Origin of the sequence: Mycobacteroides sp. H003 (assembly GCF_001440135.1) — a bacterium.
GTDB classification, from domain to species: Bacteria; Actinomycetota; Actinomycetes; order Mycobacteriales; family Mycobacteriaceae; genus Mycobacterium; species Mycobacterium gwanakae.
This window is the reverse complement of record NZ_LJYL01000034.1, coordinates 1,447,597-1,461,313: the sequence shown is the minus strand read 5'-3', so window position 1 is coordinate 1,461,313 and position 13,717 is coordinate 1,447,597. Positions and strand designations below refer to the sequence as shown.

Annotated in this window: 11 protein-coding genes; 2 read left to right on the top strand and 9 right to left on the bottom strand. The window is 66.5% G+C overall.

The features are described 5' to 3' along the window. Window positions 1-2 precede the first annotated feature (2 nt). Window positions 3-224 carry a ferredoxin gene (locus AOT87_RS27005; protein WP_256364555.1) on the top strand — a complete coding sequence of 74 codons (222 nt, stop codon included), beginning with the start codon at window positions 3-5 and terminating at the stop codon, window positions 222-224. On the opposite strand, the gene AOT87_RS27000 is transcribed toward AOT87_RS27005, so the two are convergent. From AOT87_RS27000 to AOT87_RS26965, 8 genes are all read right to left on the bottom strand, one after another. Next, entirely contained in the window at window positions 221-1,408 is a 1,188-nt protein-coding gene (locus AOT87_RS27000; RefSeq protein WP_030097682.1) for an N-acetylmuramoyl-L-alanine amidase, read from the bottom strand. The genes AOT87_RS27005 and AOT87_RS27000 overlap by 4 nt on opposite strands. A gap of 135 nt (window positions 1,409-1,543) precedes the next feature. Next, window positions 1,544-1,873, bottom strand: a complete 330-nt coding sequence (gene trxA / locus AOT87_RS26995; RefSeq protein ID WP_030097681.1) for a thioredoxin — start codon at window positions 1,871-1,873, stop codon at window positions 1,544-1,546. 30 nt (window positions 1,874-1,903) lie between these two features. Further along, complete coding sequence (gene trxB / locus AOT87_RS26990; protein ID WP_030097680.1) at window positions 1,904-2,881, bottom strand: thioredoxin-disulfide reductase; 978 nt, start codon at window positions 2,879-2,881, stop codon at window positions 1,904-1,906. A gap of 151 nt (window positions 2,882-3,032) precedes the next feature. Then, window positions 3,033-3,932 (bottom strand): hypothetical protein, encoded by a 900-nt coding sequence (locus AOT87_RS26985; protein WP_057968870.1) that lies wholly within the window; start codon window positions 3,930-3,932, stop codon window positions 3,033-3,035. Window positions 3,933-4,017: 85 nt separating this feature from the next. Next, the gene (gene sigM, locus AOT87_RS26980) at window positions 4,018-4,602 is read right to left on the bottom strand and encodes an RNA polymerase sigma factor SigM (RefSeq protein WP_030097678.1); all 585 of its coding nucleotides are present in this window, start codon (window positions 4,600-4,602) and stop codon (window positions 4,018-4,020) included. A gap of 250 nt (window positions 4,603-4,852) precedes the next feature. After that, window positions 4,853-8,281 carry a murein biosynthesis integral membrane protein MurJ gene (locus AOT87_RS26975; RefSeq protein ID WP_081343258.1) on the bottom strand — a complete coding sequence of 1,143 codons (3,429 nt, stop codon included), beginning with the start codon at window positions 8,279-8,281 and terminating at the stop codon, window positions 4,853-4,855. Continuing rightward, the gene (locus AOT87_RS26970) at window positions 8,269-10,584 is read right to left on the bottom strand and encodes a DUF6049 family protein (RefSeq protein WP_057968869.1); all 2,316 of its coding nucleotides are present in this window, start codon (window positions 10,582-10,584) and stop codon (window positions 8,269-8,271) included. The genes AOT87_RS26975 and AOT87_RS26970 overlap by 13 nt, the downstream gene beginning before the upstream one ends. Beyond that, window positions 10,581-11,390: an NUDIX hydrolase gene (locus tag AOT87_RS26965; protein WP_075908450.1), complete on the bottom strand. Its 810-nt coding sequence runs from the start codon at window positions 11,388-11,390 to the stop codon at window positions 10,581-10,583. Before AOT87_RS26965 ends, AOT87_RS26970 begins: the two co-directional genes overlap by 4 nt. 62 nt (window positions 11,391-11,452) lie before the next feature. Between AOT87_RS26965 and AOT87_RS26960 the strand changes: the two genes are divergently transcribed. Beyond that, window positions 11,453-12,889, top strand: a complete 1,437-nt coding sequence (locus tag AOT87_RS26960) for a CCA tRNA nucleotidyltransferase (RefSeq protein WP_057968889.1) — start codon at window positions 11,453-11,455, stop codon at window positions 12,887-12,889. A gap of 6 nt (window positions 12,890-12,895) precedes the next feature. Here AOT87_RS26960 and AOT87_RS26955 read toward each other — a convergent pair whose 3' ends face one another. Then, entirely contained in the window at window positions 12,896-13,642 is a 747-nt protein-coding gene (locus AOT87_RS26955; protein WP_057968888.1) for a TSUP family transporter, read from the bottom strand. Between the last annotated feature and the right edge of the window lie 75 nt (window positions 13,643-13,717).

Below are 13,717 nucleotides of genomic sequence, written 5' to 3'. Positions count from 1 at the left end.
TCGTGGTCGGGGCCCACGCAGGGTTCAGTGTGATCGTCGATCAGGATCTGTGCATGGGGTCCGGATACTGCGTTGCGCAGCACCCGGAGTTGTTCAGTGCGGATGCGGATGGCACTGCCGTACCGAGGGCTGCTGGGGTGTTGAACGAGGACCAGGTGGCGAAGGCCGATGAGGCAGCGCACCTCTGTCCGGCAAGCGCGATCGAGCTGGTGCGCTCGGACTAACTTCCGGCGGACAGCTCGTGGGCCAGCAGCTCATCGAAAGTGAATGTGCCAGTAGGTCGGTCGTTCTTACCGAGCAGGTACACACGCTTGACCGCGGCCAGAATCGACTCGGCCACCACATCGCGATAGTGGGCGGCGCTCAGAATGGAGACATCGTTCGGTGAGGTGATGTACCCGATGTCCACCTGCACGGTGGGCATCCGGGTGAGGCGCAGCAGGTCCCACGTCCGGCCGTGTGCTCTGCAGTCGCGTAATCCCGTGCGAGCAGCCACTTCTCGCTGAATAAAGTCGGCCAGCATGTGTCCGATGGTGGACACCGAGCCATGCAGGTTGCCGAAGTGATAGGACGCGACGCCGCTGGCGGCCACCGTCGGTTGCGAGTCGAAACGCAGGCTGATCATCAGATCGGCACCCACATTGTTGGCGTAGGTGGCGCGGTCGATATCGGTGGGGTTGTTCTGGATGGCGCGCGAGATGTACGTGTCCATACCGATCGCTGTCATCCGGCCCTCGAGGCGACTGGCCAAGTCCCACAGGATGTCTGCCTCGCTGGTCGGGCCCTCGCGACCCGGAACGATGACTCCGCGGTCGGCGCCGCCGAGACCGGGATCGATCACGATGCGCTTGCCTGACAGCTGTGGGCCGGCGTTGCGGACGTGTTCGGTCTCACGAATCGCGTGCGCGGATCCACCGGTGACGTGTCGACCCAACAACTGGAACGAGCGCAGGGTCTCGGGACCACAAATACCGTCCGCGGTCAGCCCGTACTCCCGCTGGTATGACATGAGCGAGTTGTAGGTCTGCAGCCCGAAGTTCCCGTCGACCAGGCCCGTGTAGAACCCAAGATCTTGCAGGCGCTTCTGCAGAGTCGCTACATCGTCGCCGTACATGGGTGCGGAGAACTGGTGAAAAAGGGTGCGAGCCCCGAGCCGATAGGAAGCTTCCTTCAGGGTGCGATAGGTCGCGGGTCCGACGACACCATCGACCAACAGGCCGCGGCGCTGCTGGAACGCGCGCACGGCGTCGTCCAAGGTCGGGTCGAAGTGGTCGGGCATGACATGCCGACCGGTCGCAAGCACCTCATCGGGATCCTCCAGGAACCCGAGTGCGGTGAGCACCTCGCGTACCTCGCTGACGGCGGGGCCTCGATCGCCGCGGCGAATGTTCGACGCGCCTGTCGTCATACTCCGCCTTTCGCAAGAAACCGCACTGTCACCGACCGGACACGGGCTGCCCGTCGTCGGGACGGCACTATTGTCTCAGATGCCTAGGCGATGAGAGAAACTCCCGGCCGAGTCAACCGACCGGTGTCGAACCGGTCAGACGACCCCGTCCAGCTCACGCAGCAACGCCGACTTGCTCTTGGCGCCGACGATCCGCTTGGTTGCCTCACCGTTCTGGAAGAGAATCAGGGTGGGGATCGACGTCACCTGGAAGGCGCGTGCGGTCTCCGGGTTGGCATCCACATCGAGCTTGGCGATGGTGAGCGTTTCGCCATGGTCCTTGGCGATCTCCTCCAGCACGGGGGCCACCATCTTGCAGGGTCCGCACCAGGTCGCCCAGAAATCCACCAGCACGGGCTTATTGCTGGAGACGACATCCTGCTGGAAGGAGTCGTCGGTGACGGTAACGGTCGCGTGGTCGCTCATGGGTTCTCCTTGTGATGGGTGGCGGTGAGGCTAGGCCTCGACGAGGGTCTGGGAATGCGCCGTCTCGGCGAGCCAGCGCTCGGCGTCGATGGCTGCGGCACAACCACTTCCGGCGGCGGTGACGGCTTGCCGATAGGTTCGGTCAACGAGGTCGCCCGCGGCGAACACGCCTTCCAGTGAGGTGTAGGTGCTTCTGTCGCGCACCAGTACGTACCCGTCTGAATCGACGTCGACGACATCCTTGACGAGTTCGCTACGGGGATCGTGCCCGACGGCGACGAACATCCCGGTGACGGGCAGCTGCGAGGCTTCCCCGGTCACGGTGTTCTCGAGCTTGAGCCCGATCACCGAGTCGGTGCCCTCGACCCCGAGGATCTTGGTGTTGGTCAGGACGTTGATCTTGGGGTCCGCGTACGCGCGCTCGAGCATGATCTTGGATGCGCGGAACTCGTCGCGGCGATGGATGAGTGTCACGCTGCGGGCAAACCGTGTGAGGAAAGTCGCTTCTTCCATCGCGGAATCGCCGCCGCCGATGACGGCGATGTCCTGATCCTTGAAGAAGAAACCGTCGCAGGTGGCACAGGAGCTCACGCCCCGGCCCAGCAAGGTGTCCTCGCCCGGTACCCCCAGATACCGCGGAGCGGCGCCCATGGCCAAGATCACCGCGCGGGAACGGAAGACCTCGCCACCGACCGTGACAGTCTTCACAGGGCCCCGCAGGGAGACCTCATCGACATCCTCGGTGCGCAGGTCGGCACCGAAGCGAATGGCCTGCTCACGCATCTGGTCCATCAGGTCGGGACCCATGATGCCCTCGCGGAAACCCGGGTAGTTCTCGACCTCGGTGGTGGTCATGAGTGCCCCGCCGAACTGGGTACCCTCGAAAACGATCGGCTTCAGCTGGGCGCGGGCTGCGTAGACCGCCGCGGTGTATCCAGCGGGTCCTGAGCCGATGATGATGAGCTCATGGATGTCCGATTCGGACTCGGTCGATACAACCTCCGACATGCGGTTCCCTTCTGATCCGATCTGAGTGCCTGTTGGAGACAAAGGCCATGCGAGTGCTGAAACAACAGCCTAGAGCGGGATGTTCCGCACCGGGCGGGCGGTGGGAGATACCGCGGGCGGGCGGTGGGAGATACGGGCGCGGTCCGGCCTTCTAGCGGCCGGGTGACGCGCCGATTCGGGTCTGTGCCACCCGCTGAGGATCGGACTGGCTGCAACCGGGCCGGACGGCCACCGCCAACAGTTCACCCGGGCGTTCGGCGGGCAGCACCATCAACACCGCGGGGCCGTCGACGTCCAGGGTCTGCGCTCCGAGCACGGGCGTTGAGGCCGGGAAGCCGAGGCCGGCGAGGCAGGACGCGCGCAGTGCGGGGTCCTCGAGGGTGCCGAATGTGGGGGTGCGGCCGACGAGTGCGGTGATCTCGTTGCCAGAAATCGGGAAGGCGGTCTGGCCCAGGGCACTCTGCGGCGGCAATTCCGGCGCCATGGGCGCAGCGGTTTTGGGCGCGATGTACTGCGACAACGACGGGCCCGCGACGGTGGCGGTGGTCTCAGAGGTGCGCTGGTTGTTCTGCGCGACCACGGTGATGGCCACCGCGATACAGGCGGCCGCGGCCAACCCCGCGCCCGAGAATGCGAGCCAGCGGCGCTTTGCCGCGGGGCGCCGGCGATGGTCCAGGGGGACGGGGCCGGTCACCAGGTTAAGGCGCGGGTCTGCGGGCCGGACGGCATCCGCAGCTACCACGGGCAACGTCGATTTCGCTGACTCGGCGTGCAATGCGGCAACGATGCCGTCGACGACGGACGCGGGCACATCGGGGGCGGGGCTTTCCATCCACGCCACCAGGTCGGCACGTACATGGTCGAGGGCGGCCAGTGTCGTGCGCGCGTCCGGATCCTGGTCTGCCCGTTGCCGAAGTACGTCGGCGTCGCCTGCGTCGTAGACGCCGGCGTGCAGGTCGGCCAGGACCTCAAGTGACAGCGGTACCTCGGCGAGGTTCACCTTGTCGAGGTTACCTTCGCCATCGGCGGTGTCCGGCGGATTGTTGACCATGTGAATTCATTGTTCCCGTACCCAGCTACCGCTGGCCACGCCTGTTGCCCAATTCGTAGGCGGATCGTGACACGGCGGCACACGGTTAGTAGTCGATGGTTTCCGGTTCGACGGAGCCGGCCTTGTCGAGATAGTGCAGGGCGACGGCCAGGCGTGCGCGGGCTCGGGCGCAGCGGCTCTTCACCGTGCCCTCGGGCACACCGAGCAGCTCAGCGGCGTCGGCCACCGAGTATCCGTGCATGTCGACGGCGATGACCGCGGCGCGCTGCTCGGCAGGCAGCCTGAGCAGGGCCTTCTGGATGACGATCGAGGTGTCGACGTTGGTCGAGGGGTCCTCGAGGGTGTAGACGTCCTCTTCGAGTTCGATCGGGTTGTGTGTCTTGGTACGGCGCAGACGATCGAGACAGGCGTTCACGACAATGCGGTACAGCCAGCTGGTGACCGCGGCGTCATTGCGGAAATTGGCGGCACCACGATGCGCCGACAGCATCGCTTCCTGCAATGCATCGGCGGCGTCTTCGGGCGTGCGGCTGGTGGCCCGAGCGAGCCGGTAGAGGCGACGGTGATGACGGCGGAATAGCTGCTCGAAAGCGGAAGGGTCGCCGGCGACGTGGGCAGCCAACAGCTCGGCGTCCGAGTGTTGAGGAGTCGTGAGAACCCCCTGAACCATGCCCACACGCGCACAGTAATCAAAAACGGGGGGTGGCGTCGACCACAGGATCACCCCACAGCAAACTGTTATACAACTTTCAACAACGTGTAACGGCGATATGCGTAACTGAACGACATGAACCGCAGCTCAATGAGTAATTCTGAGGTTGCCATCGGGTTTCAACTACCGCGAAAAATATAGGGGTGAAAATTGTGGAGCGATACTGAAAGCCGTTCGGTAACCGCTCGACTGCCAGGCGATCCCGCAGCTAGGAAGCAGTCGTGACGGTGATTTCGCCGATCTCCGCATGGTGATCACCGTTGGTGGAACCCAGCTTGTTGATCCACACCAGCACATGAGAGACCTGCGAACTGCTGGTGATGGGAATCGTTGTTTTGCCGGGCTGCAACGTCGTGGTAGCGGAGATCTCCTTGGTGTCGTTGAAGGAGCCGGGTGTTGCCGAGTCGGCAGAACGGATCTGTACTTGTGTTCCGACACTGTGAGATTCAATCGTGACGCTGCTCAGAGCGCTGGGGGACTGCAGATCGAGTAGTAGGCCAACCCCTGGCTTGAAGAGCACCGGAAAGGGATCGGCGTCGGTGTAGGTGTCGGTCGACCATGACGTGGAAGCGTTGCCGTCCACCGCCAGATTCGCCTTGCCGGGTTGGTCGGCGTCCGGGCCTGGAGGGAACACGGTCGCCTGCACGATCTTGGCCGGGCTACCGGGCTTGGCGGCGTCACCGTTGGCGGACTGGGTGGGTAATCCGATACCGATGTTGATCTTGTCCAACGGGCCGACATCGCCGAAGATCCGCGTGACCCAGACGCCCAGCGCGATGCACAGCGAGATGACCAGGACACCGACCACGCCGAGCCCGATCAGGAAGATCTTCCGGTGCCGGGCCGCTTCTTCGGGGTCCTCGTCCTCGTCGTAGTCGTCATCGTCCGCAGGGTCCCCGGAATCCTGGAAACCCTGGGGGCGACCGATGCTGAACGACTGCGTGGGTGCTGCGGCGGCCGGCTCCAACATGGTGGTGTGATCGACGCTCGCGATGGCCGATTCCAGGCCGTCGAGCAGGTCCGCGGCAGAACCGGGATCATCGCTGAGCGCGCGGGAGGCCACATCCGAGATCTCGGCGGGGATGGTCGGGACGATGACTCGTGGCTCAACGGGGCGACCGTCGGGCGCGCGGTTGGCGCCGGGCAGCCCACTTGGCTGACCGGTTTCGGCCAGCGGCCAGCGGCGGGTGGTGAGTGCGTACAGGGTGGCGCCGAGGCCATGGACGTCCTCGTCGGCGCTGGCCGAGGAGAGTGTGGCGGGGAACGCGAGCACGGCGTCTCCGTCGATGCTGATGCGCACGCGATCGGGGTGGTCGATGCTCAGCGCCGACCCGGCCTCGAAAGCAGCATCGGCGGCCTCGGCCAGGGATCGGACCGCCCGGCTGGCGCCCACGGCGGAGGGTTCGGTGTCGGCAACTTCGCGCAGCGAACCGCCGCGGACCCACTGCGCGACGATGATGCCGCCGGTTCCTTCGCGTACGGCGTCCAGCACACGCGCGAGGCCTGAGGACCCAATCTTACTGAGCCGCAAGGTATTCGACAGGATGTCCTGCACCTGATCGGAGGTGAAGGTGGCGCCGTCGATGATGGTGAGCGCTACCGGGCGATTCAGCTCGGTATCGGTGGCCTGCCAGAACTGGAGCCCGTCCGGGCCCCCGTGCGAGGTGAGCAGACGGTAACGGCCGTCCGCGATGCTGGCACCCGGCATCACGGAGGTGGGGACTGCGCCCCCGGAGGGGGACTCGGTGGAAACAGACCGGGTCGATGACCCCGGGGTGTCTGTCACTGCCCTGCCCTTTCTCGTATCAGCGCCGCCCCCGTGCACTGATTTGTTTGCGGTTGTCAGGCCGACAGCGTCGCCGCCGCCGACTCGATCACCCGAATCAGGGTACGGCAGGGATGGCGGTGGGGAGTTGCCCATGACCGAAGCGTGATCTTGGATGCCGATGCCGAGCCGGCTGCCCAGGCGGCGCTGCAGCAGCGCGACGATGCTCAGTGCCTCGGGAAGCTTGACCGCCACCATGGCCGCGAAGGTGACGGTGAGCATCACGGTGCCGAGGATGACCAGCCGCAGAATCGAACCGAGGCCGCCGCCTGCCCGGGTGAGCAGATCAAGGTCGAACCCTCGGTCGATCCCCAGGCCGACGGCCGCCGCGGTACCCGAGGCGGCGAGGGCGATCAGCACCGTACGGACCACGCCCGGGCCGATCAGCGGCCCGGCCGCGCGCCCGATGCTTCGGCGCAACAGCAGATACCCACACACGGCGCCCGCCACGAACCCGAGTCCGTTGGCGGCACCGAGATAACCGGCGACCAGGCTGGGATCGTCGGTGAGGTGCGGGGCGATCACCGAGCAGACAATCTTCACCGTGGTGATCACGATGACTATCAGCGTGGGTGTCCACGCCTCATGGCGCGCATAGAACACCCGAAGCTGAAGCAGTACAAGGGCATACGCGATGAGAGTGAAGGAAGAAAGCGAGATTGAGAGCCCGAGGTAGTGGGCGTCACCGAGGGTGAAGTGCCCGTATGCGGACAGCGCCGGACCCATCGCCGGACCGGCGACGGTCATCACCGCAACGACCGGGATCAGGACGACCATCGTCAGCCGCGTGGCCAGAGATATGTCGCCCACCACCGCGGAGGTGTCCTCGGCAGCGGCGTTGCGGCTGAGCCGCGGCATGATCGCGGTCAGGATGGTCACGCCGACCACCCCGTAGGGCAGCTGCAGGATCATCCAGGTCTGGTTGTAGATGATGGGACCGGAATCGGCTGCGCCGGCGGCGATCCGGTTGGTGATGACGAACCCCAGCTGGCTGATGGCGACGTACGCGAACATGGCCGCGGCCATACCGGCGAACTGCTTGAGCCGGTCATCGACTCCCCACAGGGGGCGCAGGGGAATCCCCTGACGACGAATGGCGGGAATCAGCACCGTGGCCTGGGTGACCACGCCGAGCGTGGTGCCTATGCCCAGCACCAGGAGTTTGGGATCGCTCATCCGGGTCGGATCGAGGGTGAGTTCCCCGGGCATCAGCCAGAAAAGAATCAGCGCGGCGATCGCGACGACGTTGTTCCACACCGGAGCCCACGCGGGTGGTCCGAACACATTGCGGGTGTTCAGGATTGCCATGAATACCGAGGACAGTCCGTAGAACAGGATCTGCGGGAGCAGTAGGTACGCCAGCGCGGTGGTCAGCGGCGTGCTCACCTTGGGGTCATCGCCGAGCATCAGCGCGGCCAGCAATGGCGCAGCCAGCACGGACAGCACCGTCGCCACCACCAACACCGATGTGGCGATGGTCAGCAGCTTGCGCATGAATGCCTGACCGCCGTCGGCATCTTCCCGCTCGGCGCGCGTGAGCACGGGGATGAATATGGCGGTGAAGGTGGCCTCGAGCACCAGCGCGGCAATGATGTTGGGCAGCTGGTTGGCGGTCGAGAATGCACTGGCGGACGCGGCGCCGAGCGCAGCGGTGATCAACAACAGCTTGATGAATCCGGTGATCCGGCTGACCAGGGTGGCCACCGCCATCGAGCCGGAATGCGCTACGACGGCCGCATCCGAGAGCTCTTCGATCGTGTCGTCGGATTCCGGATCGGGTAGCGGGTCCAGCGGCTTTCTCACGGCTGCCACTGGCTGCCCCTCCCGCCGGCGGAAACCTCATCCTCGCGGTCGAGATCGGCGCGGTCGGGTTGGCCGCGGAAGCGATGCCACAGGCGCCGGCCCGTCAGCGCGAAGAGCACCGTGGCCGCGCCGATGGTGATGAAGAACAGCGGTTTCCCATACGCGTTGGAGTGCACCGATAGGCGTACCGGGTCACCCAGGGGCAGACCATCAGGGGTGTGCAGCGTTACATCGACAGCCATGCGCTGGGAGACGTTGACCTCCACGGGCACCTTCACCGGCAGGAAGCCGGGCGGAATCTCTTGCACGCCAACATCTGTGGCACTCATACCGGCCGGCGTTTCGACGCGCAGAGCGACCCGGATGGGCACCGGAAGCTCATTGCGCAGCACCAGCGGTAGCGGGCTGTGTTCGGTGGCCAATGTGTAGGAGCCGCCCGGATTGACGACGCTGACGGCGTTGAACAGGTCACCGACCGTGCGGCGGATGGCCGAGAGCCGTTCCTGCGCCGTGTCATCGCGAGCATCGGGTGGAACGCTTTGGCTCACCGCGCGCAGGGCGTCCTGGCGTAACGGATCGGTGTACTGAACACCGGTGAGGCCGGTGCGGGCGTCCACGGTCAGCGCTGCGGTGAGGCCCCACAGCCGCCGGACCTCGTCGCCCAGCCCGAGCGACACCCCATCGTCCACGGCGCCCGGCGAATCCACGCCGAACGCGGTGTCCACCGGGTTGGGCTGGGCACTGGCGCGCGCCTCGCCGATGACGGTCGGCAGCGGGCGCGGTATCGCGAGTCCGGCGTGCAGAAGCGTGGACGTGGTGGAAAGGATGGCGCGGGCCTCGCCGTCGGACAGGTCCCAGGTGGCGTCCGGCAGCAGAATCGTCTGGCGGGGAGTCTGCTGGGGTGTCAGCGCCTGCCAGGCCATCGCTCCGAGCGCGTCCTGCATCCGCGCTACGCGCGAATCATGTTGCAGGGTAAAGCGAAGTGACCGGGGCACGTAATCGGGCGTGGTGGGGGTGCGTCCGGCGGCGCTCAGCGCGGCGCCCACCGATGGGTCGAAGGGTGCCGCCACGACGGTGTCGGACACCCGGCGCGGGTTGAAGTCGGGCGGAGTCTCCTGATCCGCGGGTAGGGCCGACACCGCGACGGTGGGGCCCTGCCCGGTGAGCAGACCTATGCCCGCCTTCGAGAGATGACCGTCGCCGAGGAGGGTGGCACCGCGCAGGCTGTTGATTCCTAGAATCTGGTCGAGCACATCTGCGGTGCCGGTGGTGGCCTGATGGGCCAGACCCTCATCGGCCATCTGAGCAACAGCATCCAGTCCGGCCTGTGCGTAGGGCAGCGGTGTGACGCAGGTGCGCTTGGCCAACGCCCGCAGCCTGTCGAGCCAGGCGGCCGCGAGTCCCTGCCCGGTGCCGGGGTGCACCGGACCGGCGGGATCAGCCGAATTGTCGAGGACCTGGTAACCGAGTGTCATCTCGTTGACGGTTACCAGCAGATCGGGGTCGACGGCCAGGCAGACCGTGCGGGCCAAGTCTGCCTTGGGATCGACGACCGCCTCGGTTGCGAACTCCAGGGCTCCCAGCAGCGCGTCCAACCGGCCTCCGGGTGACAGGGAGCGTTCGAGCTGATCGTCGAGCAGCCGCACCGGCGCCGGCCCACCGGGCTGACCGGGTGCCAGCCGCGGGCGGTCGGCCAACGGCCACAACAGCGTCAGACCCACGGGGCGAGAGGTGTCGGGTGCGACCTCGGGTTCGGCGGCGGCACCGGCGGGGGGCGGAACTCCGAGAACCGGCAGCAGGAAGCGCGCGTCATCGAGCCGGGCAGCCGCCCCGTAGTCGGGGGTGCCGTTGACGTTCACCAGGGCGGGATACACCCCGGGCGTGGAGATGTTCCAGGTTGGTCCGGTGCCGCCGCGCAGCGGGAAGGCGAGCGTGAAGGGACGCTGCTGGCCCTGCTCGAGAGTGCCTGCGAGAGTGACGAAATCACCGATCGGCTGGTACTGATCGTGGCGGCCGTGAAGATTGGCGCGTAACTCGGCGCTGGTCGCGACGGCCTCGGCGCGCTCCAGCCGAACGACCACGTCGGTCACCGGGCGATCGCCGACGTTGACCACCGTTCCCCGCACCGTCACGGTTGAATCGACGGTGGTGACGGTCTGCGGGGCGACCTCGTCAAGGACAACCTTGAGGAACTGCCCGTCCCGATAGGCGTGGGCGCTGGGCGCGGCCCAGGGAGCACCCAGCAGGACAAGTGCGAGGACGGCAAGTACCGCCGCCACACGCGTCGCGTTGCGAAGCGTGATTCGAGTCATTGCTGTGGTCCACGCCCGGTTCGTCGGCCCGGTGTCCTATGGGTGCTGGAGTGCGTCTGCGGGCGGCGTCTCGGGGTGGACGGAGGCAAGGGGGGCAGCGATTCGGGCCCGTCGGTGTGCAGTTTGTCGATGAGGTCGCCGGCCACTTGGGCCAGCCGCCGCTCATCGGCGTACGCCAGCCGGGTGGGCAGCTCCTCGAGGGGGACCCAGGCGACCTCGGTGACTTCGACGTCGTCATCGGAGAGCTCTCCGCCCAGCGAGCGCATCAGATAGTGGTGGACGGTCTTGTGTACGCGTCGCCCCTCGGTGACGAACCAGTAGTCGATGCTGCCGAGTGCGGCCAGCACGCTTCCGCGGATACCGGTCTCCTCGGCGACCTCCCGGATGGCGGTCTGTTCCGCCGTCTCGCCCTGTTCGATATGGCCCTTGGGCAGTGACCACAGCATTCGGCCACGCCGGTCCGTCCGCCCGATGAGGGCGGCCACCTGGCCGTCCTTGGGGCCGTCGATGCCTGCGATGACCAGGCCACCGGCGGAGGTCTCACGGACGGTACGTAACGAGGTTCCTGCGGCGCCACCCTTCGGGCGCCCGCGCCCGCGGCCCTTTGCACCCGCAGCACCGGTTCCGTTGGTTGCGTGAGGAGCGCCCGCGGCAGGGGAGGCCGCCGGAGTGCCAGCGCCTTGCGCCCGGCCCTGCGATCGGTTGCGCCGACCGCGTCGCGACCCCCTGCCGCGCGCTGAGGCGGGGTTCGAGCCGGGTTCATCCGACGACCCACCCGTGCGGGAACCGCCGGAGGAGTCAGACACCCATGTGATAGTAGTTCCCGCTACTGAGAGCCCCCGTGATACGCGCCGGTAGGCTGCCCGACGTGCCCGAATCGATACCGTCCGCCGAGCTGCTGGCCACCGCCGCAGTGACCCTGAACCGGCACAAGAAGATGCTGTCGGAGCTGGGTGCAGTCTTCGATTCGGCAGGCTTTGACCTGTATCTGGTGGGCGGTACCGTCCGTGACGCCTTGTTGGGCAAGTTGGGCACCGATCTGGACTTCACCACCGATGCCCGCCCCGAGCAGGTGCAGGAATTGGTGGCCGGCTGGGCCGAGGCCATCTGGGATGCGGGTATCGCCTTCGGCACCCTCGGCGTGGTGCGCAAGGGGCAGCGGGTGGAAATCACCACGTACCGCAGCGACAGCTATGACCAGCAGTCGCGCAACCCCGAGGTGGTGTTCGGCGACAGCCTCGAGGGTGATCTGGTGCGCAGGGACTTCACGGTCAACGCGATGGCGGTGAAAATCGGGCCGGACGGGCCGGGAGAGTTCTGCGATCCGCTGAACGGACTGGAGGCCTTACGCGCCGGGGTGCTGGACACCCCGTCGGCTCCGGAGATCTCCTTCGGTGACGATCCGTTGCGCATGCTGCGCGCGGCTCGCTTTGTTTCCCAGCTGGGTTTCACAGTGGCGCCCCGGGTGCTGAAGGCGCTGGATGAGATGGCCGGCCAGCTGGGACGGATCACTGCTGAACGGGTGCAGGCAGAGCTGGACAAGCTGATCGTGGGCGCCAATCCGGTCGCCGGAATCGATCTGTTGGTGGAAAGCGGCCTCGGCGCGGTGGTGCTGCCCGAGGTCGGTGAGATGCAGCTGACCATCGACGAGCATCACCAGCACAAGGACGTCTACCGGCACTCGCTGACGGTCTTGGAGCAGGCGATCGATCTCGAAGACGATGGCCCCGATCTGGTGCTGCGGTGGGCGGCGCTGCTGCACGACATCGGCAAGCCGGCCACCCGCCGGCACGAGGACGGCGGCGGGGTCAGCTTTCACCACCACGAGGTCGTCGGGGCCAAGATGGTGCGCAAGCGCATGCGTGCCCTCAAGTACTCCAAGCAGATGGTCGACGATGTGTCGCAGCTGGTCTATCTGCATTTGCGGTTCCACGGCTATGGGGATGGCAAATGGACCGATTCGGCGGTGCGCCGGTATGTGACCGATGCCGGCCCGATGTTGCCGCGGCTGCACAAGCTGGTGCGCGCGGACTGCACCACGCGGAACAAGCGGCGAGCGGCGCGGCTGCAGGCCAACTATGACGGTCTTGAGGAGCGCATCGCCGAACTGACAGCCAAGGAGGATCTGGCGCGGGTGCGGCCCGACCTCGACGGCAACGAGATCATGGAGCTGTTGGGCGTTCCGGCCGGGCCGATCATCGGCCAGGCGTGGCGGTTTCTGAAGGAGCTGCGGCTGGAGCGTGGACCGCTCGATCACGACGAGGCGGTTGAGGCGCTGCGCGAATGGTGGGCGAGCCGTACCTGAGCGCGCTCAGCCGATCATGTCGTAGCCGAGCTTGCCCACCATCACCACGACGACCACCAGCAGCACCACGCGGACAAATCCTGCGCCGCGACCCAGCGCCATGTGCGCGCCGAGCTGAGCTCCCGCGATGTTCGCGACACCGAGCGACAGGCCCAGTAGCCAGAGCACGTGACCCTGCGACGCGAAGACGATGAGAGCGCCGACATTGGTTCCGGAATTGAGCACCTTGGCGGTGGCCGAGCTTTCCAGGAAGGTCATTCCCGCGATGGCGGTCAGGGTGATGATCATGAACGTTCCGGTGCCCGGACCCATGATGCCGTCGTAGAACGCGATCAGGATGGCCGCGACCGCGAGCGCGGTGACAGTGGTGGCCTTGGTGCGCGCGGCGCCTTCCTTCGCGGTGCCGAACTGAGGACGGGTCGCGACGAACACTCCGACGGCCACCAGCAGCACGAGCACCACGGGTTTGAAGACCGATACCGGTAGCCGCGAGGCGGTGTAGGCGCCGGCGCTGGAACAGGCCGCGGCGAGCACAAATGCGCCCAGGAGCGCACGCCAGTTCAACGGGGTGCGCGGAAAGAGCCGGACGGCGGCCGAGGACGTGCCGGCCAGCGCGGCGAGTTTGTTGGTTCCCAGGGCGGTCGCGGGAGTCATCCCGGGAAAGACGAGCATCAGCACGGGGATGAGGACGAGCCCGCCACCACCCACCACCGCATCGACCCAGCCTGCGGCGGCTGCTGCACTGAGAAGCAGCGTGAGTGTTGGGGCATCCACGGGGTCAGAGATTACGGACGGAACCGATTGCCCCCGAATCCACTCCTACGTTAT

Excerpts from the sequence above, each read along its gene's own strand:
- sigM (WP_030097678.1), bottom strand. The coding sequence starts at position 4,602 with ATGGTTCAGGGGGTTCTCACGACTCCTCAACACTCGGACGCCGAGCTG.
- AOT87_RS26970 (WP_057968869.1), bottom strand. The coding sequence starts at position 10,584 with ATGACTCGAATCACGCTTCGCAACGCGACGCGTGTGGCGGCGGTACTT.
- AOT87_RS27000 (WP_030097682.1), bottom strand. The coding sequence starts at position 1,408 with ATGACGACAGGCGCGTCGAACATTCGCCGCGGCGATCGAGGCCCCGCC.
- AOT87_RS26985 (WP_057968870.1), bottom strand. The coding sequence starts at position 3,932 with ATGGTCAACAATCCGCCGGACACCGCCGATGGCGAAGGTAACCTCGAC.
- trxA (WP_030097681.1), bottom strand. The coding sequence starts at position 1,873 with ATGAGCGACCACGCGACCGTTACCGTCACCGACGACTCCTTCCAGCAG.
- trxB (WP_030097680.1), bottom strand. The coding sequence starts at position 2,881 with ATGTCGGAGGTTGTATCGACCGAGTCCGAATCGGACATCCATGAGCTC.